The following is a 26,813-nucleotide window of genomic DNA, read 5'->3' as shown; positions in this document are numbered from 1 at the left end:
CTAATAAGGTTCTAAAATACCTCAAGCCGGCATCGCGCGTTGCCTGTCATCCACGAGGACACTGTCATGGGACTCAACGAGTCGCCCCTCCTGTTTAACTTTGAAATCGCCTCCTCGGAGAATCTCACCTTTATCCCAATGGCCGTGCGCTTCAATCTCGATCGCTTCGGCCTGCGCATTTCGCTTGCCCAGTGGCAGATGTTGCCGCTCGAAGACCGCCAGTTGCTGGCGCGCTTTCCGGTCGACGAAGACGCCGCCATCGAACCGAATTTCGACCACGCGCTGTTTGAAATGCTGCGCACCCACGCGAACGTCGAGCCGGAATGGTTCTCGCCCGACGAGGCGCCCGCCTGGCGCGATACGGCCGCGGTGCCGGACGGCGTGGTGCACCAGGCCATGGTCGCCCGGCTGCGGGCGCCGACGCGGGAGCAATGGGCGCAACTCGATCCGTTCCAGCGTTACGTGCTTGCCAAACTTTCGCGCAAACCGGAAGAAAATCACGATTTCGTCCCGGCGATGAGCGAATTCGGACTCGCAATTTCCGGGCACACGCTCAGCTAGGGAAAAGTTTTTTCGTCCTGGCCCTCAACTTTTTCCGGGCGCCGCCGTTATCCATGGGTTAGCGCGTATAAGAGCCGCGTTCGTGCCGCTCTCTCGCACGAAAAGCGGGCCTGCCGGGCGCACCGCCCGCAGAACGATCCGACGTTCGGAACCCATGACTCCTTTTTTCTCGAAGCGGCTGCTGATCAATCTGGCAGTCGTCGCCGCGGCGGTCGGCGCGAACGCGTTCGTCGCCTACACGCAGATCTGCGGCCAGCGGGCGGCGGATGCGCGGACGATACGCTCGATGAATATCAAGCGGGATCTCGACGCGTGGCGTGAGACGCTGGATCTCGAACTGGCCGCGCTCGGCCGCTTCGAGGCATCCGGCGCAATCGAGCCCGAGGCTGCCGCGGCGGCCCGGTCGGCCGAAGTGTCCCAACTGGAAGGCGCATTGCGCGCCGCGTTTCGTGACGAGCCACCCATGATCGCCGCGCTCGAACAACTCGCGCCATCCGCGCGCTTGTTGCAGCGGGACGTGGCGGCGGCGCTTGCCCGCAGCGCGACGCTCCCGCCCGACGCGCCGCGGACGTGGGCCGCCGCGGAATACACACGAATCGACATGCAGCTCGGCGCGTTCGAGCATGACCTCGCCGCGATGCGGCATGAGGAGGATCGCTCGCTGGAGGCTGCGCTGACCGAATCGGCGAAAGCCACCCAGGTCGCGATGCTGCTCCTCTTCGTAACGACGGTTGCTGGCGGCGCGCTGCTGATCTTCATGTTCGGCGTGCGCGAGAGCGCCGCGCGCGAAAAAATCCGGGTCGTGCGGGCGCTGCGCCGCAACGACGAGCGCTTTCGCGGGCTGTTCGACGCCCATCCGGTACCGATGTACATCTTCGACCGCGAGACGCTGCGCTTTCTCGCGGTGAACGCGGCGGCAATACAGCAGTACGGGTACTCGGAAGCGGAAATGCTGGCGATGACGATCCGCGCGATCCGTCCGGTCGCCGAAGTGGCGCGGCTCGAGTCGCATCTGCAGCGCAGCGACGCCGTGCCGCGTAGCGGCCGCACGATGGCGGGCATCTGGCATCACCGCCGCAAGGACGGCACGCAGATCAGCGCCGATATCTCGTATCACGCGCTGACCTTCATGGGACGTCCCGCGCTCTTCGTGCTGGCTGACGACGTCACCGACCAGATCAACGCCGAAGCCGAGGCGCAGCGCTCGAACCAGATGCTCGAGACGGTTATCGACAACATCCCGCAGCGCATCTTCTGGAAGGATCTCGAATCGCGCTATCTCGGGTGCAATATGGCGTTTGCGCGCGATGCAGGGCTTGCGTATCCGGAGCAGGTCGTCGGCAAGACGGATTTCGATCTGCCCTGGCGGGAGTTCGCGGCTCAGATGCGCGAGCACGATCACGATGTGATGGCGTCGAGCGTGCCGAAGATGAACTTTGAGTTCGACATGACGCTCGACGGCGTGCACCGGACGACGATCACGAGCAAGCTGCCGTTCACCGACAGCGACGGCACTGTGATCGGCGTGCTCGGCTCGTACACGGACGTCACTGAACGCAAGCGCTCGGATCTGGCGCTGCGTCTGCAAAGCCGCGCACTCGACGCGAGCGTGAACGCGATCCTGATCACCGGGCCGGTTTCGGGCAGCGGCAATCTGATCGAATACGTGAATCCGGCGTTCAAGCGGATCACGGGCTACGATCCGGCCGAAGTGATCGGTCAGGATTGCCGCCTGCTGCAACGGGACGACCGCGATCAGGAAGGGCTGGAGGCGATCCGTCTCGGGCTTGCCGGCAATCGCGAGGTGAGCGCGGTGCTGCGCAATTACCGCAAGGACGGTGCGCTGTTCTGGAACCAGCTGTTCATCGCGCCGGTGCCGAATGCCGACGGACAGACCACGCATCACATCGGCATCATCAACGACGTGACCGAACTGATCCGCTATCAGGAGCAGCTCGAATATCAGGCGAACTACGACAGCCTCACGCGCCTGCCGAACCGCAACCTGCTGCGCGACCGGCTGCAGCACGCGCTGATCGCCGCGCAGCGGCGCGAGCAGGGCGTCGCGGTCGTGTTCATCGACCTCGACGGCTTCAAGAACGTCAACGACAGCCTGGGGCACAGCGTCGGCGACCGGTTGCTGGGCGTGGTCGCGGAGCGGCTCGCACGCTGCGCGCGGGCAAGCGACACTGTGGCGCGCCATGGCGGCGACGAGTTCGTGATCGTGATGACCGATACCGTCGACGAACAGTCGCTGATCGCGTGGATGGAGCGCGTGCGCGTGTCGATCTCCGAGCCGGTGTGGCTCGACGGCACCGAACTCTACGTGGGCTGCAGCATGGGCGCGAGCCTTTTCCCGCAGGACGGACACGACGCCGAAACGCTGCTGAAAAAGGCCGATGTCGCGATGTATCGCGCGAAGGACCTGGGCCGCAACACGTTCCAGTTCTTCCAGCCGGAGATGAACGCAAGCGCGAGCGCGCGGATGAACATGGAGCGTCGCCTGCGGCGCGCACTGCGCGATAACGAGTTCCTGCTGCATTACCAGCCGCAGGTGGACATCGTGACCGGCCGGATCGTCGGAGTGGAGGCGCTGGTGCGCTGGTGCGATCCGGAAGTCGGGCTGGTGCCGCCTTCGTCATTCATTCCGGTGGCGGAAGAGAGTGGGCTCATCGGACAGCTGACCGAATGGGTGCTGCGCGAGGCGTGCGGGCAGAACAAGGCGTGGCAGGACGAAGGCTTGCCGCCGGCGCGCGTGTCGGTGAACCTGTCGGCGCGGGAATTCCATCAGCGCAACATCGCCGAGCTCGTCACGCGGGTGCTGGAGGAAACCGGGCTCGCGCCGCAGTATCTCGAACTCGAACTCACCGAAAGCACGATCATGCGCAACGCCGAAGAAGCCGTGACGATGCTCAACGATCTGCACGCACTTGGCATCGGCCTTGCAATCGACGACTTCGGCACCGGCTACTCGAGCCTCAGCTATCTGAAGCGCTTTCCGGTGGATCGCCTGAAGATCGACCGCTCGTTCGTGTCGGATATCGGTGCATCGAGCGACGACGAGACGATCACGTCGGCGATCATCGCGCTCGCGCATTCGCTGGAATTGCAGGTGATCGCGGAAGGAGTGGAGACGTCGGCGCAACTCGACTTCCTGAGAGCGCGCGCCTGCGACGAGATGCAGGGGTACTATTTCGCGAAGCCGATGCCGCGCGATGCCATTCCGGCGCTGCTGACGCACGGTGGGTCACTCGTGGCGGCGGCGGCGACGGCTGCTGAAGCGTAACCTGCGGGTGGGGCGGGGTGGCGGTGGCCGCTGCCCCCGTGCAGTCAGGTGCTGAGGATCAGTCCAGCGCAGGCAGTGCGCGCGGACGGCGGTCGCTATCGGTCGCGACGTAGGTGAGCGTCGCTTCGGTCACCTTGACGACTTCTTCGGTGAGGCTCATGCGCTGCGCGTAGACCTCGACCGATACCGTCACCGACGTGTTGCCGGTCTTCACGATATCCGCGTAAAAGCTCAGCAGATCGCCGACGAAAACCGGCTGTTTGAAAACGAACGAGTTGACGGCGATCGTGGCCACGCGGCCGTTCGCTCGGCGGCTCGCGGGGATCGAGCCCGCGATGTCGACCTGCGCCATGATCCAGCCGCCGAACACGTCGCCGTGAACGTTTGCGTCCGATGGCTGCGGCATCACGCGCAGGGCCGCCGACTTTTGCGGTAGTTGGAGGTTTTCGGTCATCGGGACATCCTTGGGAACAGGTTGGCTTCGCGTGCAGACGCGTCGTTTCACGCGGTCGGCATGACGTTGCCAGGTCAGCGCGTGAAAAGCGGCGCCAGCCGGCTTCTGCGACAATATGAGAGATCAGGAATTGTACGGGAAAGCGCGCGAACCGGAAGGCACGGACAAAAGCGCACCGATACATCCGCCCCTCCTCACAGCCGACCTTCATGCGCCGTTATTCCGCCTCCTCCGAGCCTTCGCCGATCTCGACCCAGCCGCGCAACGACTGGCAGACGATCGTGTCATTGCTGCCCTACCTTGCCACTTATAAATGGCGTGTGATTTTCGCGCTCAGTTGCCTGATCGGCGCGAAGGTGGCGAACCTCGGCGTGCCGATCGTGATGAAGCGGATCGTCGACAGCCTCGCGTCGGTCCAGCATCTGACGGCACTCGGCCGGGCCGACCACGCGCCGGGGATCCTGCTGGTGAGCGGTGTCGGGCTGCTGGTGGTGTCGTACGCGGTCGTGCGGCTGTCGACGTCGCTCTTCACCGAGCTTCGTGAAATCCTCTTCTCGAAGGTGACCGAAAGCGCGGTGCGTCAGCTGGCGTTGAAGGTGTTCCGGCATCTGCATGCGCTGTCGCTTCGATTTCACCTCGACCGGCAGACCGGCGGCATGTCGCGCGACATCGAGCGAGGCACACGCGGCATCACGCAACTGATTTCCTATTCGCTGTACAGCATCCTGCCGACGCTCGTCGAAGTCGGCCTCGTGCTTGGATTCTTTGTCGTCAAGTACGAGGCGTATTACGCGATCGTCACGTTCATTGCGCTCGCTGCGTACATCACGTTTACGGTGAAAGTGACGGAGTGGCGCACGCATTTTCGCCGCACGATGAACGAGCTCGATTCGCGCGCGAATTCGCGGGCGATCGATTCGCTGCTCAACTACGAGACCGTCAAGTATTTCGGCAACGAAGAGTGGGAAGCGCAGCGCTACGACGAAAACCTCAAGCGCTACCGCGCGGCGGCGATCAAATCGCAGAACTCGCTGTCGGCGCTGAATTTCGGACAGCAGGCGATCATCGGCACAGGGCTCGTGTTCATCCTGTGGCGCGCGACGCAGGGGGTGATGGCGGGGCGGCTCACGCTTGGCGATCTCGTGCTGATCAACACGTTCATGCTGCAGCTGTATATTCCGCTGAATTTTCTCGGTGTGGTGTATCGCGAGCTGAAGCAGAGCCTCACCGACATGGACCGCATGTTCACGCTGCTCGGCGCGGCGCGCGAAGTGCCCGACGTCGAGAATGCGCCGGCGCTCGCGGTGACTGGCGCGCAGGTGCGCTTCGAACGCGTGAACTTCGCTTACGAACCCGCGCGGCAGATCCTGCATGACGTGAGCTTTGCGATTCCGGCTGGCACGACGACGGCTGTCGTCGGGCACAGCGGCTCAGGTAAGTCGACGCTCGCGCGCCTGATGTTCCGCTTCTACGATCTGGACCGTTCGACGGGCGGCGCGATCACGATCGACGGCCAGGATATCCGCGATGTGACGCAGGATTCATTACGCGCTTCGATCGGTATCGTGCCGCAGGACACGGTGCTGTTCAACGATTCGATCTACTACAACATCGCCTATGGCCGCCCGAGCGCGACACGCGACGAAGTGATTGCGGCGGCGCGTGCGGCGCACATTCACGACTTCATCGAAAGTTTGCCGAAGGGCTATGACACGCCGGTTGGCGAGCGCGGGCTGAAACTGTCGGGCGGCGAGAAGCAGCGCGTCGCGATTGCGCGCACGATCCTGAAGAATCCGCCGCTGCTGATTTTCGACGAAGCCACCTCTGCGCTCGATTCGCGTTCGGAGCGCGCGATCCAGCACGAACTCGATCAGATTGCGCGCGAACGGACCACGTTGATCATCGCGCACCGTTTGTCGACGGTCGTGCATGCCCAGCAGATCATCGTCATGGATCGCGGGCGGATCGTCGAACGCGGGACGTACGCCGAACTGATTCTTGCCGGCGGACATTTTGCGCAGATGTGGGCGCTGCAACAGCAGCGCGCAGCGCAGGCCGATGATGCGCAGGAGCCAGCCGTCGCGGCAGGGCACGAGGACAAATGACGCAGCATGATGGGCGTCTAGCGGCCCGCGCCGAGCCGTTCGTCGAGCGCCTTCAACTGCGCCGGCGTACCGACGTTCTCCCACAAACCCTGGTATAGCTCACCGGTCACCCTGCCGCGCGCGATCGCGTCGCGGTAGTAAGGCGTGAGCGCGCGCCGCGTGCCAGACGGCAGAGCACCGAACATGCGCGTGTCGTACAGGCCGATGCTGCCGAACGTGTAGCGCGGCTCGCCATCAAGCGACAGCACGCCGTCGACGAGCGCAAAATCCCCGGACGAATGATACGGCGGGTTGGGCACCATCACGAGATGCATGCCGGGTTCGGGCAGGTCGCGGAGCCGCACGGCATGCGCATGTAGCGTGCCGTAGTCGAAATCCGCATACACGTCGCCGGCAACGGCAACGAAGACTTCCGGCTCTCCCGTGTCTTCGAGCAAAGGCCGGGCCTGCGCGATGCCGCCGGCCGTCTCCAGTGCCTCGCCTTCCGGCGAATACCGCAGCGAAACGCCCCAGCGCGAGCCGTCGCCGAGCGCGTCTTCGATCTGCTGGCCGAGCCACGCGTGATTGATCACGATGGTGCGCAAACCGGCCTGCGCAAGCCGTTCGATCTGCCACACGATCAGTGCCTTGCCGCCGGCTTCGAGAAGGGGTTTCGGGCGTGAATCGGTCAGCGGACGCATCCGCTCGCCGCGTCCCGCGGCAAAAATCATCGCTTTCGTCAGGGAAGTCGCTTGCGTGTTCATCGGTGTACTGGCCCGCTCAGAAGGTGTAACCGACGTCGGCAGCACGGCCTTCGAGCTGGTCGAGCAGCTTCGCGAACGGCGCAAGCGGCCGGTAGCGTTCCGCGACCTTGCGCGCATAGGCGATAAATCGCGGCAGATCGGCAAGATAGTGCGGCTTGCCGTCCCGGTAGTTGATCCGGCAGAAGAGCCCAAGCACCTTGATGTGCCGCTGCAGGCCCATCCATTCGAGCTGCCGGTAAAACTCGCCGAAATCGGGATCGACCGGCAGCCCGGCTTTCTTCGCGCGTTCCCAGTAGTACACGAAGCAGTCCAGTTCGAACTCTTCGTCCCAGCCGAGGAACGCGTCGCGCAGCAACGAGGCGACGTCGTACGTGATCGGACCGTACACGGCGTCCTGGAAATCGAGCACGCCTGGATTCGGGCTTGCCACCATCAGATTGCGTGGCATGAAATCGCGCAGCATGAAAACCTGGGGCTGGGCTCGCGCGCTCGCCACCAGCAACGCAAAGGTCCGGTCGAGCACGGAACGGGTTTTTTCGTCGACGGGCTGATTCAGATGCCGGCCGATGAACCACTCCGGCATCAATTCCATTTCGCGGCGCAGGAACGCTTCGTCGAACGGCGGCAGGACGTCTTCGCGCGACGTGAGCTGCCAGCGGATCAGGGCATCGAGCGCATCGCGCATCAGGGTGCGGGGGGTGTGTCCATCGGCGCTCGCGCCATCCGTCAGCGCGCGCAGATAGGACGCTGTCCCCAGATCGGTGACGAGCATGAAACCTGCTTCCAGATCGACCTCCAGCACCCGCGGGACGTGGACGCCAGCGGTTTCCAGCAGGTGCGCGACCTGGACGAACTCGCGGCACTTCTCAGGTGGGGGCGCATCGACGGCAATCAGCGTCGGGCCGTGCGGGCCGTTCGCGGCGAGCCGGAAATAACGGCGAAAACTGGCGTCCGACGAGGCGGGCGCGAGCGAGGCGACGTCAAGGCCGTAGCGGTCGGCGTGGGTGCGAAGCCAGGCGGTGAGCAGTTCGAGGCGGGTATCGGGGGTGTCGGGGGCGGCAGGTAAGGTCATGAAAACCAGAGGCAAAATCTTGGGGGCAACGTCTTGCCATATAATACCCCACGACTTTTTTGACGCGACCCGCGCCCGCTTTCACACGTCCCGTCTGACCGCCCGCCTCATTGATCGACAGATTGCAGTGTTTTGCGTGTACTCCGGTCGTCGCAGCCCGGTTGCGCAGGCGGCGGACTGTGACGAAGAAGGCAGGCGGCCGGGTCGATTCGCCAAACGATACATGCCGCTAAGACAGCTTTCCCAAACGACTCCTTCTTGTGACGGCGTGCCGCGCAAAAGGCGGCTCGTCGCGGCCTTGATCGCCGTGCCGGGCCTGATGCCCGCGTTGACGCACGCCCAGCTGGTGGGCGACGCGGCGCAGGCGCAACCGGTCGATGTGCCGTGGGGCCTGCGGCTCGCCCCCCAACTCGAAGAGCGCCCGCTGCAGAGCGGTCAGCGGCCCGCGACGTTCGTGCTCGGCGATACCGTGACCGCCACCGGCGACCAGGACATGGCCGCCAAGGGCTCTGCCGAAGTGCGGCGCAATACGGCGGTCATCAAGGCCGACGCGCTGCACTACGAGCAGGACTCCGACATGGCCGACGCGTACGGCCAGGTGCGCGTGATCAGCAACGGCGTTCTGTTCGCCGGCCCCGAGGCGCATCTGAGGGTCGAAGCAAGCGAAGGCTACATGCCGGCGCCGAAGTATCACTTCAACGTGACGGGCGGTTCGGGCAGCGCGGAGCGGGTCGATATTCTCGACAGCGAGCGCTCGATCTTTACCAGCGGCACCTATACGGCGTGCCAGTGCGCGACCGATCCGGCGTGGTACATCAAGGGCTCGGAATTCAGTTTCGATACCGGTGCGGACGAAGGTGTCGCGCACAATGGCGTGCTGTTTTTCCAGGGTGTGCCGATCTTCGCGAGCCCCTGGCTGTCGTTCCCGCTCTCGGGCGAGCGGCGCAGCGGCTTTCTGCCGCCGACGTTCTCGGTGAGTTCGACCAACGGTTTCGAACTGGCGGTTCCGTACTACTTCAACATCGCGCCGAACCGCGATCTGACGTTGACGCCGGAGATCATCTCGAAGCGCGGGCTGTTTACGGAAGCGACGTTCCGTTATCTGTCGCCGTCCTATTCCGGCACGTTTACGGGCCAGTTTCTGCCGAACGACGCGATCACGAAGACGAATCGCTACGCGATTTACCTGCAGCACACTCAGAGCTTCGGTAATGGGTTCGGCGGGTACGTCTATTACAACAGGGTTTCGGATAACACCTATCCTGGAGACCTGGGGTCGACCGTCAACCAGTTCGTCAACGGCACGCAGCTGCTCTACCAGCAGGAAGCCGGGCTGACGTACAACAACGGTCCGTGGTCGGTGCTCACCCGCGTGCAGCACTGGCAGACGCTCGAGCCTTCGACGCCGCCGTACGCCCGCGAGCCGCAGTTGAACGTGAAGTACGCGAAGTACAACGTCGGCGGTTTCGACTTCGGTGCGGAAACGGATTACACGCGTTTCACCATTACTCAGGCCGACACGACCGAAGGTCAGCGTTTCGTCTTCAATCCGTACCTGTCGTATTCGCTGGTCGGGCCGGGTTACTTCGTCACGCCGAAGGTGCAATGGCACTTTGCGTCGTACGACCTGGACCATATTTCGTCGACGGCGCCGCTCGGTCAGCCGAAGAATTTCACCGAGTCGATTCCGACATTCAGTTTCGACAGCGGGCTGATCTTCGAGCGTTCGATGCGGCTCTTCGGCGAGGATTACATCCAGACCCTCGAGCCAAGGCTCTATTACGTCTACACGCCGTTTCGCAATCAGGACTTTGCGCCGCTGTTCGATACCGCGGAGTCGGACTTCGGGCTTGCGGAAATCTTCAGTCCGAACACGTTCGTCGGCAACGATCGGATCGCCGACGCGAACCGCATCACCGCGGCACTCACCACGCGCTTCATCAACCCGGCCACTGGCGACGAACGTGCGCGCTTCGTCATCGCGCAGCAGTATTTCTTTCAGGATCAGCGCGTCACGCTGCAGCCTGGGCAAACCAATTCGCAGGCGACTCATTCGGATCTGATCGTCGGTGCATCGGTCAAGCTCGGCGCCGGTTTCGCGTCGGAAACTGCGTTCCAATATAATGCCGACAATAATCAGCTGACGAAAGCCAGCGTGGGCTTCGGTTTCAGTCCGGCGACGGGCAAGGTGATCAACGTCGCGTATCGCTACACGCGCGCGAACTCGACGCTGACGTTCGAGCCGATCAACCAGATCCTGGTTTCGGGGCAGTGGCCGCTGGGGCATCGGGTGTACAGCGTGGCGCGCCTGAATTATGACGTGAGCGGGCATCGCCTGGTCGACGGTCTGCTCGGGCTGCAATACGATGCCGACTGCTGGACGCTCGGTATCGGACTGCAGCGCTACGCCAACGGAGCCAACTCGTCAGGCAGTCCGACGTCAAGTTCGCGGATCCTTGCCCAGCTGACGCTCAAGGGGCTGTCGAGCGTCGACAACGGGCTCATCGCCGCGTTCCGTGCGGGCATACCGGGCTACACGCCGTTGCCGGCCGCGCCGCCGCCGCAGTCGCGTTTCACCAATTACGAATGACCGTCGCCTGATGATTAACAAAATGCGAAAAGACGGGCCAGGCGCGCCCGACCTCAATGGAGTATCTGTGGCAATCATGAAAAAGCTTCGCTTGGCAACGCTCGTGGCAGGTCTTGCTGCCGCCGCGTCCTTTCTGCAGGTTGCGCCCGCTCAGGCACAGGCCCTGGGCGGCGGCAGCAGCCAGACTGTCGATACCATTGCAGCCGTGGTGAACAACGGGGTCATCACGCAACGCGAACTCGATCAGCGCGTCGGGATGATCGCGCATCGCCTGACCCAACAAAACGCACCTGTTCCGCCGGTGGACCAGCTTCGCCAGCAGGTGCTGAACCAGATGGTGCTGGAACGCATCCAGCTGCAAAAGGCGAAAGAAGATGGCATCACCATCGACGACGCCACCGTGCAAAGGACGCTGGAACGCCTCGCCCAGTCGAACAACATGACGCTCGACGTCTACCGTTCGCGGATCGAGGCTCAGGGCGTGCCCTGGTCCGTATTCACGAACGATGCGCGCACCGAGTTGACCTTGTCGCGTCTGCGCGAAAAGGAAGTGGACAGCAAGGTGACGGTGACCGACGCCGAAGTCGCGAACTACATCGCGAGCCAGCGCGGACCGAACGCCGGGCTCGCGAGCGACCTGCACTTCGAACACATCCTGCTGAAGGCGCCGCTCAACGCTGCGCAGGCGGACATCGAGGCCGCCCAGCAAAAAGCCGACTCCCTGCTGAAGGAAGCGACGGGCGGGGCGAATTTCGAAAAGCTCGCGAAGGCGAATTCGCAGGCAGCCGATGCATCCAAAGGCGGCGACATGGGCTTCCAGGCGCAATCGAAGTTGCCGCCCGAGTTCGTGACGGCGGCGGCCACGCTGCGTCCGGGCCAGGTGAATCCGTCGGTGATCCGCACGAATGACGGTTTCGAGATCGTCCGTCTCGTCGAGCGCCGCAGTGGCCAGAGCGCAACCTCGGCTGATGCGCCGAAGCTCGTGCAGACGCACGTGCGCCACATCCTGCTGCGCGTCGGCGACGGCATGTCGGAACCGGCTGCGCGCGAGAAGCTGCTCGAAATCAAGCGCGACGTGCTGGCCGGCGGCGACTTCAGCAAGTTTGCCCGCACCTACTCGCAGGACGGTTCGTCGTCGCAGGGCGGCGATCTCGGCTGGATCAGCCCGGGTGAGACCGTGCCTGAATTCGAGCGCGCCATGAACGCGCTGCAGGACAACCAGATCAGCGACCCGGTGCGCAGCGAGTACGGCTACCACCTGATCCAGGTGCTGGGCCGCCGCGACGCGGAAGGTTCGATTTCACAGCAGATGGATCTCGCGCGTCAGGCGATCGGTCAGCGCAAGGCTGAACAGGCCTACGCCGACTGGCTGCGTCAGTTGCGCGACACGGCCTACATCAATTACAAGCTCGACACGCCTGTCGTGCAATAACCGATCATGAATCCTACCGCCCGCCCGCAAGGCGTACCGCTGCAGATTGCCATCACGACCGGCGAACCCGCTGGGGTCGGACCGGAACTGACGGCACAGGCGCTGGCGGGCGCGGCGGCGCATTGGCCCGACGCGCAGTTCACGGTGCTGGGCGATGCGGATCTGCTCGCCGGGCGGGCGAGGGCCGTGAGCGTCGACTGGGCGCTCCTTCCCAAAGACCGCGTGCGCATGCAGCACGTGCCGCTTGGTGTGCCTTCGCAGGCGGGGCGGCTCGACGCAGCGAATGGCCGCTACGTGCTGACGCTGCTCGACGAGGCGATCGACGGCGCAGTATCAGGTACGTTCGACGCCATCGTTACTGCGCCCCTGCAAAAAAGCACGATCAACGACGCGGGTGTTCCGTTCACCGGTCACACCGAATATCTGGCGCAGCGTACGCATTCGCCGCGCGTCGTGATGATGCTGGCCGGCAGCGGCCCGCGCCCGCTGCGTGTGGCGCTTGCCACGACCCATCTGCCGCTGAAGGACGTTTCGGCGGCGCTGACGATCGACGGCCTTGTCGAAACGCTGCGCATCATCGATCACGATCTGCGTCACCACTTCGGCCTGCCGGCGCCGCGTATTCTTGTCACCGGCCTCAATCCGCATGCCGGTGAAAACGGCTATCTGGGTCGTGAGGAAATCGACGTCATTACGCCTGCGCTCAAAGAGGCGAACGGGCAGGGTATCGATGCGCGCGGCCCGTATCCGGCCGATACGCTGTTCCAGCCGCGTTATCTGAAAGACGCCGACTGCGTGCTCGCGATGTTCCACGACCAGGGCCTGCCAGTCCTGAAATATGCAACCTTCGGCGAAGGCATCAACATTACGCTCGGACTGCCGATCATCCGTACTTCGGTCGACCACGGCACCGCGCTTGATCTGGCGGGCACTGGCCGCGCCGACTCGGGCAGCCTGATCGCCGCTATCGACACCGCCGTTTCGATGGCGCGCCATCGTCGCGCGACCTGAATCTTTTTTATTGTCTTTCGATGTCTAACAGCTCCAGCAGCCGGCAGCACCAGGGCCATTTCGCGCGCAAGCGGTTCGGACAGAATTTTCTGGTCGACATGGGTGTGATCGATTCGATCGTCGATGTGATCCGTCCGCAGCGCGGCGAACGCATGGTCGAGATCGGGCCGGGCCTCGGCGCGCTCACAGGGCCGCTGGTCGAGCGTCTCGCGACGCCCGACGCGCCGCTGCACGCAGTCGAACTCGATCGCGACCTGATCGGGCGTCTCACGAAGCAGTTCGGTGAACTGCTCGAACTGCACGCGGGCGACGCGCTCGCCTTCGACTTCGGCTCGCTCGCCGCGCCGGGCGACAAGCCGTCGCTGCGAATCGTCGGCAATCTGCCGTACAACATTTCGAGTCCGCTGCTGTTTCACCTCACGACGTTCGCCCCTGTCGTGATCGACCAGCATTTCATGCTTCAGGATGAAGTGGTCGAGCGGATGGTGGCCGAGCCTGGCAGCAAGGCATTCGGCCGGCTCTCTGTGATGCTGCAGTACCGCTACGTGATCGACAAGCTGCTTGACGTGCCGCCCGAATCCTTCCAGCCGCCGCCGAAGGTGAATTCGGCGATCGTGCGCATGATTCCCTACGCGCCGCATGAGCTTGCCGATGTCGATGTGCGTGTGCTCGGTGAGGTCGTGACCGCCGCGTTTTCGCAGCGCCGCAAGATGTTGCGCAACACGCTGTCCGCATATCGCGATACGGTCGACTTCGAGGCGCTCGGATTCGATCTGCAGCGCCGCGCGGAAGACGTGCCGGTCGACGAGTACGTGCGGGTTGCGCAGGCCGTGGTGGCTGCGTCTTCATCCGCCGGCTCCGGCGCCGACGCGGCAAGTTAGCCGGCGAGGCTAGCCTGCGACCAGGGGCCGCGATGCCGCGCCAGGTGTCGCTGGCGTCGGGCCAGGCGTTCGCAGCATGCGTTGTCAGGCTCGGACTTCGCTTCGTCGGGCGGGCGCATTGACGAGCGCGATGCCGGCCAGCACGAGCCCGGCCGCCATCAGAAACCGCAGGCTGAACGACTCGCCAAGCAGCAGTACACCAAACGTCACCCCGAAGAGCGGCGTCAGGAACGAGAAGACCGACAGTCTCGATGCCATGTAACGCGTCAACAGCCAGAACCAGATCAGATAGCTGATAAACGCGACCACCACCGCCTGATACGCGAGACTCACGACGGCGAGCGGCGTGACCACCTCGACTCGCACCTGCCCGAGCAGCGCCGCTAGCGCCAGCAACACTACCGCAGATACCACCAGCTGATAGAACAGCGTCTTGCTCGCGCTCGATTGTGCAAGGCGCGTCGAACGCACGACGACGGTCGTGGCGGCCCACGCGATCCCCCCCAGCACGCCGAGCGCGTCGCCCGCGATACCTGTCAGCATCGACTCGTGACCCGCTGCACTGGCGCGCGTAAAGCCGTCCGCGAACGCGAGCGCCATGCCGGTGAACGCGACGAACACGCCGATCCATTGTGTGCGCCGTATGTGCTCGCCTTCGACGAACCAGTGCAGCCCGAGTGCGGTGAAGCACGGCGCGGTGTACAGGAATACGGCCATGCGCGATGCGCTGGTGAGCGTCAGGCCGAGAAAGATGCAAACAAACTCGCCGGCAAACAGGACGCCGGCCAGCAGGCCCGCGCCGAGCGTGCCGTCGTTGCGAAACAGTGGCGTGCCACGCAGGCGTGCCCAGCCGTACACGAGCAGCGCGGCGATCGCGGAGCGTAGCCCTGCCTGAAAGACCGGTGCAAGAGCGGCATTGGTGCTTTTGATGGCGACCTGCTGCAGGCCCCAGATCGCGCACAGCACGACCATCAGGACGATAGCAAAGGTATCGGGCACACGACGTGCGGACAGGGTGGCGGTACTCATGGCGTTACCGCGACGGAACAGAACGATGGGCGCACTGGAACGGTCCGACAGGAACTGTTGTGAGTGAGGCCCATACCATATCAAAACGACGCAGCCGTGGCGATGACTCCGCCACCGACGGATGCCTGCCGCCCATCGATGAGGGTCGGTTAGACCGCTGGTCGAAGTACGACGGCGACCTGATCGGCGCGCAGTTGCCGGGCGTCAACAGCATCGGGCTCGCGCAGAAAAGCACGCAACCTGGCGTGATGGCCGGGCTGCGGCATCAGTTTCAAGACGACGCGACCGCCGCCCGCAAATGGCCCCGCTTCCTGCACAGGCATGGGATTCCGGGTACATTTACGTTCTCGACTTCAAGCAACAGGGAGTACACCATGCGTCTGCTACACACCATGCTCCGGGTTGGCAACCTGGACCGTTCGATCGCCTTCTACACGGAACTGCTTGGCATGAAAGTGCTGCGCCGCGACGACTTTCCGGATGGCAAGTTCACGCTGGCATTCGTCGGCTACACCGACGAGCGCGACGGCACCGTGATCGAACTCACGCACAACTGGGACACGGAATCGTACGATCTCGGCACGGGCTTCGGCCATCTGGCGATCGAAGTCGATGACGCCTACGCGGCCTGCGAAAAAATCAAGGCGCAAGGCGGCAACGTGGTTCGTGAAGCCGGTCCGATGAAACACGGCACGACGGTGATTGCGTTTGTCACCGACCCGGATGGCTACAAGATCGAATTCATCCAGAAGAAGAAATAAGGCCTGTCTGAAGGCCTCGCCAGTGGTCTTCGTTCAGCGCGCGGCGGACGATGTCTTCGTCGCCGCGCACGCTGGCATCAAAGCGTCGGCAGCAATTCCGGCGGATGATGCTTGAGCGTCTGCCGCGCCTCGCGGAATTCCGGAAAGATCGATTCGACCGTCTCCCAGAAACGCGGACTGTGGTTCATTTCGCGCAGATGTGCGAGTTCGTGAGCGACCACGTAGTCGATGATAGACAGCGGAAAATGAATCAGCCGCCAGTTGAGACGGATCTTGCCGTCGCTTGAACAGCTGCCCCAACGCGTCGCCGCCGACGACAGCGCATACGCGCGATAACTGACCCCCAGCTTCTCAGCATAGATCGCGAGCCGCTCGCCGAAAATGCGCGTCGCTTCGCCCTGTAACCAGCCCTGCACGCGATCCTTGATCTGCTGGGGATCGGCGTGCGGCGGCAGGGGCAATGCGAGCGCCGCGCGCTCTGCATCGAACGTCAGCGCGCGGTGCGATGCGGCCAGCATCACGCTGACAGGACGGCCAAGATACGGCACCTGCGCGCCGTCTTTCCAGTCGATGCGCGGCAACGCGCGCTGCTCGACGCGGTTCTGCCATTCGTTGAGCTTCGTGAAAATCCAGCGCTGCTTTTCCGTGATCGCGGTTTCGATGTCCGCAAGCGTGACCCAGCGCGGAGCGGTAATCGTGAGGCCTGTGCTGTCGATGGCAAAACCGATTGAACGACGTGCTGAGCGTTTCAAAACATAGTGCAGCGTCTGCGAACCGAGTGTGAGGCTGCGCAGCTTCGTGCCGTCCGGCGCGCGAAGCGCGTCCGGCTTCGGTGGCGAAGGCGTTGAAGGTGTTGAAGAGGGCGATACGGGGGATGACGAGGGCGGCGTAGAGACAGCCGGCTCGGCGAAGAGCGGCAGATCGAGTTGCCGGCTATCGAGCGCCGCAGCGGGCTGCGGCGTGGGAGACTTCTGCATCGGATTCGGCTTCGCGCAATACGCCGCGTGCGGCGTGCGCGTCAGATTCGGGCAGCGGCAGGTGTGCTTTCCGCCGCACGGTACGCGGCAGGGTCGATGCGGCGCATTTCTGCTTCGATCCACGTTTCGACGCGCTTGTTCACTTCATCGGGCGTGAGCCCCTTCGTTTCGATCGGCTTGCCAATCGAAACTGTGACTATACCCGGATATTTGATGAACGAGTTGCGCGGCCACACGCGCCCTGCGTTGTGCGCGATCGGTACGACCGGCGCGCCGGTTGCGATGGCGAAGCGCGCGCCGCCGGTCTTGTACTTGCCTTTCTTGCCGGTCGGTGTGCGCGTGCCCTCCGGGAACATGATGACCCATGCACCTTCTTCCATGCGCGCCTTGCCCTGCCTGGTCACGGAATCGAACGCGTACTTGCCTTCCTTGCGGTCGATGTGAACCATCTTCAGCATGCCGAGCGCCCAGCCGAAGAAGGGCACGTAGAGCAGCTCGCGCTTGAACACATAGCAAAGAGGGCGCGGCATCAGCGCCGGAAACGCGAGCGTCTCCCACGCCGACTGATGCTTCGACAGCAGCACCGCGGGTCCCTCGGGCAGATTCTCCCGGCCTTCGACCCGGTAGCGGATGCCGTTCAGCCAGCGCACGACCGTGAGCGTCGCGCGGCACCAGCCGGCCGCCATCCAGTACCGGCTATCGGCTTTCATGAACGGGAACGCGATGAAGCACGCGATAGCGTACGGCACCGTGAAGACGACGAAGTAGATCAGCAGCAACAGCGATCGAAGGAAGCGCATCGGGGCGGTCGTTCAAAAAAAGGAATGCGCTGGCCGCATCACTCGTGTTCTTCGGAAAGGAAATCCAGCGCGAAGGCGCGCAGGTCCGCATGCACCTGCGTGCCTTCGGGCAGGCCGCCTGCGGCGAGCGTCTTCTGGCCTTTGCCGGTCAAGACGAGGTGCGGGATAAAGCCAAGCACAGCGCCTGCCTGCAGATCGCGCAGCGAATCGCCGACGACCGGCGTTTCCGCCGGATCGATCTCGAACCGCTCAGCGATCATCTTCAGCATGCCGGGCCTCGGCTTGCGACATTCGCATTGATCTTCCGACGTGTGCGGGCAGAAGAACACGGCATCGATTCGTGCGCCGACATGCGCCGCCATCTTGTGCATCTTCAGATGCATCGCGTTCAATGCGGCCAGGTCGAAAAGACCACGACCGATGCCCGACTGGTTCGTGGCGACCGCCACGCGATAGCCCGCCTGGTTCAGGCGCGCGATCGCTTCGAGCGCTCCGGGCAGGGGGACCCATTCTTCTGGCGATTTGATGTACGCATCCGAATCGACGTTGATCACGCCGTCGCGATCAAGGACCACGATTTTCTTATGGCTGGTCGGCATGGCGCGGCGCTCAGGCAGCAAGCCTGGAAATGTCGGCGACGCAGTTCATCTGCAGATGCAGTGCGCCGAGCAGGGCCAGACGGTTCGCACGCAACGCGGGATCTTCCGCGTTGACCATCACGTCATTGAAGAACGCATCGACCGGTTCGCGCAGCGCCGCGAGCGCGGTGAGCGCGCCCGTGTAGTTGCGTTCCGTGAGTTGCGATTGCACGCTCGGCGCGACCTGTTCCAGTTGCGCATAGAGTGCCTTCTCCGCCGGCTCGACGAATAGCGCAACCTCTATGTTGCTCACCGTCGCACCGTCCGACTTCTTCAGGATGTTCGAGATCCGCTTGTTTGCCGCCGCGAGCGATGCCGCTTCGGTGAGCGCTGCAAATTCACGCACGGCGTCCAGACGCGCGACGATGTCGTCGAGGCGCGTCGGGTTCAGCGCCAGCACGGCGTCGATTTCACCCACGGCATAGCCGCGTTCGCGCAGCAGGCCACGCAGACGGTCCATACAGAATTCGTAGATTGCAGCCGTCGAATCCGCGACATTCGGCACCGAGGCGAACGTTGCATACGTCACTTTCAGCAGCTCGACGAGGTCAACCGGCAACTGCTTCTCGACGAGGATACGCAGTACGCCCAATGCATGGCGACGCAGTGCGAACGGATCTTTTTCGCCGGTCGGTTGCAGGCCGATGCCCCAGATGCCGACAAGCGTCTCGAGCTTGTCGGCCAGCGCGACGGCCGTGCCGGTGGCCGTGGCCGGCAGCGCGTCGCCGGAGAAGCGCGGCTGATAATGCTCCGAGCAGGCCAGCGCCACTTCTTCCGGCTCGCCGTCGTGGCGGGCGTAATACGTGCCCATCGTGCCTTGCAGTTCGGGGAATTCGCCGACCATGTCGGTAATCAGATCCGCCTTCGCCAGGCGCGCGGCACGCTGGGCCAGCGCAACGTTGGCGCCCATCATCGCGGCGATCGCACCGGCTAGCGCTTCGACGCGTTCGGTGCGTTGCAGGGCCGAGCCCAGCTTGTTGTGATACACGACGTTTGCGAGCAGCGGCACGCGCTCGGCGAGCGGCTTCTTCTTGTCATGCTCGAAGAAGAACTTCGCATCGGCGAGACGTGGTCGCACGACGCGCTCATTGCCTTCGATGATGTCGCGAGGCGTCTTCGTCTCGATGTTCGACACGATCAGAAAGCGCGAGTGCAGCTTGCCGGCTTCGTCGGTGAGCGCGAAGTATTTCTGGTTGGTCTGCATCGTGAGGATCAGACACTCCTGCGGCACCTGCAGGAACTCGTCTTCGAAGCGGCACGAGTAGACGACCGGCCATTCGACCAGCGAGGTCACTTCGTCCAGCAGCGCCTCGGGCATGACGACCTTGTCGCCATTGGCCTGCGCGAGCAGGTGCGTACGGATCGTTTCCTTGCGGTCGGCGAAATTCGCGATCACGTGACCCCTGTGCATCAGCGTCTCGGCGTACGTGTCGGCGTGCTGGATATTCACGAGGCCTTCCGACAGGAAGCGATGGCCGAGCGTCGTATCGTCGGCGTCGATGCCGAGCGCCGTGACGGGCACGACCTGCTCGCCATGCAGCGCGGTCAGACGGTGCACCGGACGCACGAACTGGACACTGGTGCCGTCGGGGCGCTGATACGTCATGGGCGTCGGGATCGGCAGTTTCGTGAGCGTCTCGTCGAGCGCTGCCTGCAGTCCTTCGGTCAGCGTCGCGCCCGGCGCCGCGTAGCGCAGGAAGAACGCATCGGCCTTGCCGTCGGAGGCACGTTCGAGGTCGCTCACCGAGAAATCGGGGAAGCCGAGCGCCGCGAGCTTCTTGGCGAGCGGTGCGGTGGGCTGGCCGTTCGCATCGAGTGCCACCGACACCGGCAGCACTTTTTCGCGCACATGCTTTTCGGGCGCAACGGCGCGTACGTTCTTGATCACGATCGCGAGCCGGCGCGGCGTCGCGTAACGCTCAAACGACGGCTCGCCATCGATCAGGTCGCGCGCCGCGAGGCGCTGGGCGATGCCCTCGGCGAACGCATCGCCTAAGCGCGCGAGCGCTTTCGGCGGCAGTTCTTCGGTCAGCAGTTCGACGAGCAGGGTGTGTTGGGGATGAGTCATGTGTTCGTGGTCTCGTCAGTCCTGGTCGATCTTGCGTTCGACTTTGAGCGGCGGTGCCCAGGCGGGCATCGCGGCGTCCTGTGCATCGGTCGTGAGGCCGGGCACGCCATGCACCGGATTGCCGAGCATCGGGAAGCCGAGCTTTTCGCGCGAATCGTAGTAAGCCTGCGCGACCAGGCGCGACAGCGCGCGGATGCGGCCGATATAGGCGGCGCGTTCGGTCACGGAGATCGCGCCGCGCGCATCGAGCAGGTTGAACGTGTGACCGGCCTTCAGCACCAGTTCATAGGCGGGCAGCGCGATCTGTGCTTCGATCATGCGCTTCGCTTCCGCTTCGTAGCTGTTGAAGAACGTGAACAGCAGATCGACGTTCGCCTGTTCGAAGTTGTACGTCGACTGTTCGACTTCGTTCTGGTGGTACACGTCGCCGTAGGTCAGGCGACGCAGTTCCGGACCGTTCGGCCCTTGCTCTTCCCACTCGGTCCAGATGAGGTCGTAGACGTTCTCGACCTTTTGCAGATACATCGCGAGACGCTCGAGCCCGTAGGTGATTTCGCCGAGCACCGGCTTGCAGTCGAGGCCGCCGACCTGCTGGAAATACGTGAACTGCGTGACTTCCATACCGTTCAGCCACACTTCCCAGCCAAGCCCCCACGCGCCGAGCGTCGGATTTTCCCAGTCGTCTTCGACGAAGCGCACGTCGTTCTGCTTCAGGTCGAAGCCGAGCGCTTCGAGCGAGCCGAGGTACAGGTCGAGGATGTTTTCCGGCGCGGGCTTCAGTACGACCTGATACTGGTAGTAGTGCTGCAGGCGGTTCGGGTTCTCGCCATAGCGGCCGTCCTTCGGGCGCCGCGACGGCTGCACGTAGGCGGCGCGCCACGGCTCGGGACCGATGGCGCGCAGGAACGTATGAACGTGGGACGTGCCCGCGCCGACTTCCATGTCGATCGGCTGGAGCAGCGCGCAACCCTGCTTGTCCCAATAGGATTGCAGCGTCAGGATGATTTGCTGAAACGTGAGCATGAAGTGCCTTTCAGGCAGGAGGCCGCGCCGCAGGCGCCGGGACGCGCGGGGCAACCGTGGAGCAAAGTGCTAAACGTTAGATTTTAACGGAAAGGGCGCGGAGTGCGTCCTTTTTGGGGGCAGACATCGACGGCGGCCGGGCGGCGGAAGGGTGCGCGGTCGTACCGCAGCGTCCTGTGTGTGCCAGCGCCTTTGACGGGTCGACCGTCTGTGAACATGCTGGTCGAGCCACAGAGCGTCCTCCACAACAACGGGGATAACCAGTATGGATAGCTTCCGGGACAGCAGGTACGCGTTCATCGACATGGCGAAGCTTGGCCAGACAGGCGTGAGCACGTTCGCGCTGGCGGTGCTCGTCTGTCTGTCGGGGCTCGTGGCGATGAGCTTCGCGTTAGGCGGGGCATGGGGCTTTTATCTCGGCGTCTACAAGGCGCTTCGCCACCATGCGGCTCCGGCTGTCCAGTTCACGCAACTCATTACGATCGCCCTTGGCGCGCTGGCGCTGTTTTTCGCCCTGCGGATGACCGCGAAACGGGTGCTCAGGCGGCCGCTCGTCTCGCTCGTCTCGACCGATATGACATTCCGGCCGGGACGTGTCGTACTCGGGGCCGTGTTATGGCTTGTCGCGAGCGTGCCCGCGGTGACGCTGGCGGAGTTCATCAACAGGGTGCTGCAACCGGGTTCGCGGGATGGCCTGGGTGTCACTTTCAGCTGGCCTTCGGGCAGCACGGAAATGGTTGCGCTGATCCTGTTTGTGGCGATTTTCCCGTTTCAGGCGGCGGTGGAAGAACTGGTCTTTCGAGGCGGACTTACCCAGAATCTGGGCCAGTTCATCAGGTCCCGGTGGGTGCTGGCCGTCATCGTGGCGCTGGTGTTCGCCGCGGCGCACGGCGCGCGCGGATGGCCGAATTTCTGGTACTACGTCGTGCTTTCGCTTGGCGCGACGGCGGTGAGCCTTTCCGATCAACGGCTCGAACTCGCGATGGGCGCGCACATCATGAACAACCTGTGGGCCGCAACCATGGTGCTGCTCTTCAGTGGTCATCCATCTGGCGCTGGCGTCCCCAACCTGATTACACACGCGAACTGGCTGGCGGTCGTTCCCAACATCGTGCGCTATCTGCTGATTCTTGCGCTGCTGCGCGGGACGAACTGGTTTGCATGGCAACGCGCGTTCTCCGGTCACGACATTGCGCGACTTGCCGCACGGATCGACCGCGCGCGTCGTCGGTGAGGATCAGCGCGTGCATCGTACGCTGCGTTTGCCACCGGCGCGCCGGGAACGCCCTTACAAGGCGAGCCTTGCACCCGCCCGGGCGTGAGGTTACTGACCGCCGTTCCTGCGTCGCGCTTCAGTGCGCGCTGGCGAAAACGCGAAACCAAACGCAAGCAGCAGCAGCGAAACCGCGAGCACCGTATTGTTGCCGCTGACCAGATACGGCGTATTGCCCGACGTACCCTGCACCGTGACGTCGAGCGAGCCGGTCGTGAAGGGCGGCAGACGCCCGATCACGTTGCCTTGCGCGTCGATGGCGGCGGTCGTGCCGGTGTTCGTCGCGCGCAGCATCGGACGTCCGGTTTCGAGCGAACGCATGCGTGCGATCTGCAGGTGCTGATCGAGCGCAATCGTGTCGCCGAACCAGGCCAGATTCGTCGTGTTGACGAGCACGCCGGCCGGCGTGTCGCTCTCGCGTATGGTGCGGGCGATCTCTTCGCCGAAGATGTCTTCGTAGCAGATATCGACTGCAATCGGCTGGTTATGCACGAGGAACGTCTTTTGCACCGGCCCGCCCCGTGCGAAGTCGCCGAGCGGAATATTCATCAGGTTGACGAACCAGCGGAATCCCCAGGGCACGAACTCGCCGAACGGCACCAGATGATGCTTGTCGTAGCGGTATACGTCGTGCGAACCCGGTGTGACGCCGAACAGGCTGTTCGTATAGTCGACGACGTGGCCTTCCGGCGTGATCGTCCCGCCGACGGCGCCGAACAGGATCGACGACCCGGTGGAATCGGCGAACTCACGAATGGCCACGGCGAACGATTGCGGGATTTGCTGCGCAAGCACGGGAATCGCGGTTTCCGGCGTGATGATCAGGTCGGCGGGCCTGGCGGTGATCATCTGCTGAAACTCGTTGATCGCCGCCATGACGCCTGCTTCTTCGAACTTCATGTCCTGTTTGACGTTGCCCTGCAGCAGACGCACCGTGAGCGGCGCGTTGGACGGCACCGTCCACTGGACGAGCGACAGCAGCATGCCGGACACGAGCAGGGTCCCCGCGACTGCGGCAGGGGTGCCGGCGCGCAGAACGCGTCCGCTGTTTCTCTTGCCTTCGGATGCGACGGGCTCGCGCGCCTGCGTGAGCGCCTGAACGATCAGCGCAGCGACCAGCGCGACCATCCAGCCGACGCCGTAGACGCCCGCCACGGGCGCAAAGCCGGAGAGCGGGCCATCGACCTGGGCGTAACCGGTCGCAAGCCACGGAAAGCCCGTGAACACGGTGCCGCGCAGCCATTCGCCGATCGCCCAGGCGCTCGCAAACGCGAACGCGCCGTGCCATGTCGGCGAAAAAGGCTGGTCGCTGAGTTTGCCGTTGCTTGCGTGGCCGGCGCAAAACGACCACACGCCAGCCGCCAGCGCCGGATAGAGCGCGAGGTACAGCGAGAACAGCACGAGCGCGGCGCCGGCGAGCGGCGCCGCCATCCCGCCGTAGAAATGCATGCTGACGTACAGCCACCACACGCCGGTGACGAAATTGCCGAAGCCGAACGCGCCGCCTGTCAGCGCCGCGCTCTTCCAGCCGGTCGTGCGCGTGAGCCACGCAAACAGGAACACGAAGATCGCAAGCTGAAGCCAGCCGCCGTGCGGTGTCGGTGCAAAGGAAAGCGTGTTCGCCGCGCCGGCAACCAGTGCAACGAGGTAGTGCCAGCGCGGCAACGTGCGTCCGCCCGCTTCTGCGGGTGCGGACGTCACGCCACGGCGCAGACGGGAGGAGATCGGGTCGGCCATCGGTACGCGGTCGGCGGAAAAGTGAAAGGAAATCAGGTCTGGACGTGCTGGGCGTCGCGCTCGCGCTGGCCCGCCATCGGATCGCGGCGCACGAGCAGCATATGGATCTGCCGGGCGTCGCCGCGCAGGATCTCGAAAATGAGGTCGTCGATGCGAACCTTTTCGCCGCGATGCGGCACCCGTCCGAAGTGATGGGTGACGAGGCCGCCGATCGTGTCGACTTCATCGTCTGAGTAGTGCGTGCCGAACGCTTCGTTGAACTGCTCGATCTCGGTCAGCGCGCGCACGCGGTAGCGCCCGTCCGGCGACGCGATGATGTTGCCGCTTTCCTCGTCGAAATCGTATTCGTCTTCGATGTCGCCGACGATCTGTTCCAGCACATCTTCAATCGTGATGAGGCCCGCGACGCCGCCGTATTCGTCGACGACGATCGCGATGTGATTGCGGTTCACGCGGAAGTCGTGCAGCAGCACATTCAGGCGCTTCGATTCCGGGATGAACACGGCGGGGCGAAGCATGCCGCGCACGTCGAATTCTTCTTCGGCGTAGTAGCGCAACAGATCTTTCGCGAGCAGCACGCCGATGATGTTGTCGCGATTGCCTTCGTATACGGGATAGCGCGAGTGCGCCTTGTCCAGCACGTAGGGAATGAATTCGGCAGGGGTTTCCGCGATGTTGATCGCGTCCATCTGGGCGCGCGGGACCATGATGTCGCGTGCGCAAAGCTCAGAAACCTGGAACACGCCTTCGATCATCGACAGCGAGTCCGCGTCGATCAGGTTGCGTTCGTGCGCGTCCTGCAGGATTTCGAGGAGTTCGCCGCGGGAGTCGGGCTCGGGCGAAATGAAGTCGGTCAGTCGCTCGAGGAGCGAGCGCTTTTCAGTGGGTTTGTCGGTTTGGCGTCGACTGGGATACGTGTCGTTCATGGTGGTGCGCCCGGCAAGACTGGGCGCGCTGTGGCAGAGCGTTAAGGATACACCACGCACATGGCGGCTCCGTGTCCGGCCGCACCTGGCCGGTCAGGTGGCGTGGTTCCGGAGGTCCGGACGGCACCGCTGGAAGCGGGCCCATGTGCGAGGCTAGCTACCATCCTATCGCAGAACGGATGGCGAGGGGTTTCCGGCCAAAAATGGGCGCGTTCGCAGGTGCGCCACCGGACAGCGCGTGCGAGTGACGGTGACTGTGAGCGCGGTCCGGGCCGCCGACGGCCTCAGACGCCCCGTCGGCAGCGCTCGAGCAGCGCTTCCAGCGCGCGGTCCGGCATGCCGCTTTCACGCAGTGCGGCGACCGTGCGGCTCACGTAGTCGAGCGTCGTACCGTAGCGGCCGCTCGCGCAGCCGAACACGGTTTTCACGACCTCGTCGCGCAGCTTGCCGGTGTAGCTCGCCACGTCGCGCCTCATCACGAACGCGAGCGCATCGACGCGGCGGCCGTCGGTGAGCACGCACGGCAACCACGCAGGACGGTACGAGCCCATCGCCATCTCGCGGCGCCACAGCGCCTGCAGATGCAGCATCGCGCCATCGGCGGCGAGCCGGAACGCGATGCCGGTGCACGAACCGCCGCGGTCGAGTGCAAGCACGAGACCGGGTTGTTCAGGCGTGCCGCGATTCACACGCGACCACAGATAAAGTCCGCGATGATAGCCGTGCACCTTCGAGCGCATCGCTTCCAGCGTCGGCAGGCCGGGATTCCAGATGAGCGACCCGTAACCGAAGAGCCACAGGTCGGTGGTCCGGTCCCACGAGCGCAACGCGCATTCCAGCGACGCGTTCAGTTCCTCGTCCGTCAGGAGCCGCGATTCGCCGAGCGACGGGGGATAGTCGGGGCACGGGGCGTCGCGGCGGTCGGCGGGGTCGGAACAGGGGGCGTTCACGGTCGGGTTCTGGACGTATTGAAGCTGGTCAGTAAGGGTCCGGGAAGCCTAGCGCGGTCAGGATTTCGGTTTCGATGCCTTCCATTTCCTGCGCTTCTTCCTCGACCTCGTGATCGTAACCCTGCGCGTGCAGGGTGCCGTGAACGAGAAGATGCGCGTAGTGGGCTTCAAGCGGCTTGCCCTGTTCGGCGGCTTCTTTCTCGACCACCGGACAGCACAGGATCAGATCGCCGGTTACCGGATCGTCCTCGGATTCGGCGTAGGCGAACGTCAGCACGTTGGTCGCGTAATCCTTGCCGCGATATGTGCGGTTCAGCGTGCGGCCTTCTTCGGCATCGACGAAGCGTACCGTCAATTCGGCATCCGCGAAGAGCGCGGCCTTGATCCAGCCGGCGACAGTCGCCCGCGGCAGGATCGCCTTGTGCCCGGGCCAGGCTTTCGAAGCCGGAAATTGCAGGTTCAGCGTCAGTTTGGGGGCGCGGCTCATGCGAATGCG

22 protein-coding genes are annotated in these 26,813 nt (G+C 63.9%); 9 read left to right on the top strand and 13 right to left on the bottom strand.

Annotated elements, in window-relative coordinates:
• Window positions 1-66: 66 nt before the first annotated feature.
• Window positions 67-561: a nitrate reductase associated protein gene (locus P3T23_RS25425; protein ID WP_429318875.1), complete on the top strand. Its 495-nt coding sequence runs from the start codon at window positions 67-69 to the stop codon at window positions 559-561.
• Window positions 562-715: 154 nt separating this feature from the next.
• Complete coding sequence (locus P3T23_RS25420) at window positions 716-3,847, top strand: sensor domain-containing protein (protein ID WP_429318874.1); 3,132 nt, start codon at window positions 716-718, stop codon at window positions 3,845-3,847.
• 58 nt (window positions 3,848-3,905) lie between these two features.
• Here P3T23_RS25420 and P3T23_RS25415 read toward each other — a convergent pair whose 3' ends face one another.
• Window positions 3,906-4,301 (bottom strand): acyl-CoA thioesterase, encoded by a 396-nt coding sequence (locus tag P3T23_RS25415; protein ID WP_429318873.1) that lies wholly within the window; start codon window positions 4,299-4,301, stop codon window positions 3,906-3,908.
• Window positions 4,302-4,510: 209 nt separating this feature from the next.
• Between P3T23_RS25415 and P3T23_RS25410 the strand changes: the two genes are divergently transcribed.
• Window positions 4,511-6,406, top strand: a complete 1,896-nt coding sequence (locus tag P3T23_RS25410; RefSeq protein ID WP_429318872.1) for an ABCB family ABC transporter ATP-binding protein/permease — start codon at window positions 4,511-4,513, stop codon at window positions 6,404-6,406.
• A gap of 17 nt (window positions 6,407-6,423) precedes the next feature.
• On the opposite strand, the gene murU is transcribed toward P3T23_RS25410, so the two are convergent.
• Both murU and P3T23_RS25400 read right to left on the bottom strand, forming a co-directional pair.
• Window positions 6,424-7,149, bottom strand: coding sequence for an N-acetylmuramate alpha-1-phosphate uridylyltransferase MurU (gene murU / locus P3T23_RS25405; RefSeq protein WP_429318871.1), 726 nt, complete (start codon window positions 7,147-7,149; stop codon window positions 6,424-6,426).
• A gap of 16 nt (window positions 7,150-7,165) precedes the next feature.
• A complete protein-coding gene (locus P3T23_RS25400; protein ID WP_429318870.1) occupies window positions 7,166-8,221 on the bottom strand; it encodes an aminoglycoside phosphotransferase family protein in 1,056 nt (351 codons plus the stop codon).
• A gap of 223 nt (window positions 8,222-8,444) precedes the next feature.
• Between P3T23_RS25400 and P3T23_RS25395 the strand changes: the two genes are divergently transcribed.
• The 4 genes from P3T23_RS25395 to rsmA all read left to right on the top strand — a co-directional run bounded on the left by P3T23_RS25395 (window position 8,445) and on the right by rsmA (window position 14,135).
• Window positions 8,445-10,811 carry an LPS-assembly protein LptD gene (locus P3T23_RS25395; protein ID WP_429318869.1) on the top strand — a complete coding sequence of 789 codons (2,367 nt, stop codon included), beginning with the start codon at window positions 8,445-8,447 and terminating at the stop codon, window positions 10,809-10,811.
• A gap of 67 nt (window positions 10,812-10,878) precedes the next feature.
• Complete coding sequence (locus P3T23_RS25390; protein ID WP_429318868.1) at window positions 10,879-12,243, top strand: peptidylprolyl isomerase; 1,365 nt, start codon at window positions 10,879-10,881, stop codon at window positions 12,241-12,243.
• Between the two features lie 6 nt (window positions 12,244-12,249).
• Window positions 12,250-13,254 (top strand): 4-hydroxythreonine-4-phosphate dehydrogenase PdxA, encoded by a 1,005-nt coding sequence (pdxA, locus tag P3T23_RS25385; protein ID WP_429318867.1) that lies wholly within the window; start codon window positions 12,250-12,252, stop codon window positions 13,252-13,254.
• 20 nt (window positions 13,255-13,274) lie between these two features.
• Window positions 13,275-14,135 carry a 16S rRNA (adenine(1518)-N(6)/adenine(1519)-N(6))-dimethyltransferase RsmA gene (gene rsmA, locus P3T23_RS25380; protein WP_429318866.1) on the top strand — a complete coding sequence of 287 codons (861 nt, stop codon included), beginning with the start codon at window positions 13,275-13,277 and terminating at the stop codon, window positions 14,133-14,135.
• A gap of 84 nt (window positions 14,136-14,219) precedes the next feature.
• On the opposite strand, the gene P3T23_RS25375 is transcribed toward rsmA, so the two are convergent.
• Complete coding sequence (locus P3T23_RS25375) at window positions 14,220-15,164, bottom strand: DMT family transporter (protein WP_429318865.1); 945 nt, start codon at window positions 15,162-15,164, stop codon at window positions 14,220-14,222.
• A gap of 374 nt (window positions 15,165-15,538) precedes the next feature.
• Here P3T23_RS25375 and gloA point away from each other — a divergent pair, with 374 nt between their 5' ends.
• A complete protein-coding gene (gloA, locus tag P3T23_RS25370) occupies window positions 15,539-15,925 on the top strand; it encodes a lactoylglutathione lyase (RefSeq protein ID WP_429319009.1) in 387 nt (128 codons plus the stop codon).
• Window positions 15,926-16,002: 77 nt separating this feature from the next.
• Here gloA and P3T23_RS25365 read toward each other — a convergent pair whose 3' ends face one another.
• The 5 genes from P3T23_RS25365 to glyQ are packed head-to-tail and all read right to left on the bottom strand — an operon-like array spanning window position 16,003 to window position 21,431.
• Window positions 16,003-16,902 (bottom strand): M48 family metallopeptidase, encoded by a 900-nt coding sequence (locus P3T23_RS25365; protein WP_429318864.1) that lies wholly within the window; start codon window positions 16,900-16,902, stop codon window positions 16,003-16,005.
• 41 nt (window positions 16,903-16,943) lie between these two features.
• Window positions 16,944-17,702, bottom strand: a complete 759-nt coding sequence (locus P3T23_RS25360) for a lysophospholipid acyltransferase family protein (protein ID WP_429318863.1) — start codon at window positions 17,700-17,702, stop codon at window positions 16,944-16,946.
• A gap of 38 nt (window positions 17,703-17,740) precedes the next feature.
• Complete coding sequence (gene gmhB / locus P3T23_RS25355) at window positions 17,741-18,301, bottom strand: D-glycero-beta-D-manno-heptose 1,7-bisphosphate 7-phosphatase (RefSeq protein ID WP_429318862.1); 561 nt, start codon at window positions 18,299-18,301, stop codon at window positions 17,741-17,743.
• A 10-nt stretch (window positions 18,302-18,311) separates the two neighbouring features.
• On the bottom strand, window positions 18,312-20,408 hold the full coding sequence (gene glyS / locus P3T23_RS25350) for a glycine--tRNA ligase subunit beta (RefSeq protein ID WP_429318861.1): 2,097 nt from the start codon (window positions 20,406-20,408) through the stop codon (window positions 18,312-18,314).
• Window positions 20,409-20,423: 15 nt separating this feature from the next.
• A complete protein-coding gene (gene glyQ, locus P3T23_RS25345) occupies window positions 20,424-21,431 on the bottom strand; it encodes a glycine--tRNA ligase subunit alpha (protein ID WP_133661809.1) in 1,008 nt (335 codons plus the stop codon).
• Between the two features lie 265 nt (window positions 21,432-21,696).
• Here glyQ and P3T23_RS25340 point away from each other — a divergent pair, with 265 nt between their 5' ends.
• A complete protein-coding gene (locus P3T23_RS25340) occupies window positions 21,697-22,665 on the top strand; it encodes a CPBP family intramembrane glutamic endopeptidase (RefSeq protein ID WP_429318860.1) in 969 nt (322 codons plus the stop codon).
• Window positions 22,666-22,755: 90 nt separating this feature from the next.
• On the opposite strand, the gene lnt is transcribed toward P3T23_RS25340, so the two are convergent.
• The 4 genes from lnt to ybeY form a co-directional block, all read right to left on the bottom strand.
• A complete protein-coding gene (gene lnt / locus P3T23_RS25335) occupies window positions 22,756-24,441 on the bottom strand; it encodes an apolipoprotein N-acyltransferase (protein WP_429318859.1) in 1,686 nt (561 codons plus the stop codon).
• A 32-nt stretch (window positions 24,442-24,473) separates the two neighbouring features.
• Window positions 24,474-25,367, bottom strand: coding sequence for an HlyC/CorC family transporter (locus P3T23_RS25330; RefSeq protein WP_429318858.1), 894 nt, complete (start codon window positions 25,365-25,367; stop codon window positions 24,474-24,476).
• A 284-nt stretch (window positions 25,368-25,651) separates the two neighbouring features.
• Window positions 25,652-26,317: a gamma-glutamylcyclotransferase gene (locus tag P3T23_RS25325; RefSeq protein WP_429318857.1), complete on the bottom strand. Its 666-nt coding sequence runs from the start codon at window positions 26,315-26,317 to the stop codon at window positions 25,652-25,654.
• 28 nt (window positions 26,318-26,345) lie between these two features.
• The gene (ybeY, locus tag P3T23_RS25320; RefSeq protein WP_429318856.1) at window positions 26,346-26,804 is read right to left on the bottom strand and encodes an rRNA maturation RNase YbeY; all 459 of its coding nucleotides are present in this window, start codon (window positions 26,802-26,804) and stop codon (window positions 26,346-26,348) included.
• Between the last annotated feature and the right edge of the window lie 9 nt (window positions 26,805-26,813).

Origin of the sequence: Paraburkholderia sp. GAS448 (assembly GCF_050435685.1) — a bacterium.
In the GTDB taxonomy this organism is placed as follows: Bacteria; Pseudomonadota; Gammaproteobacteria; order Burkholderiales; family Burkholderiaceae; genus Paraburkholderia.
This window is presented reverse-complemented; position numbering and strand designations above follow the sequence as displayed.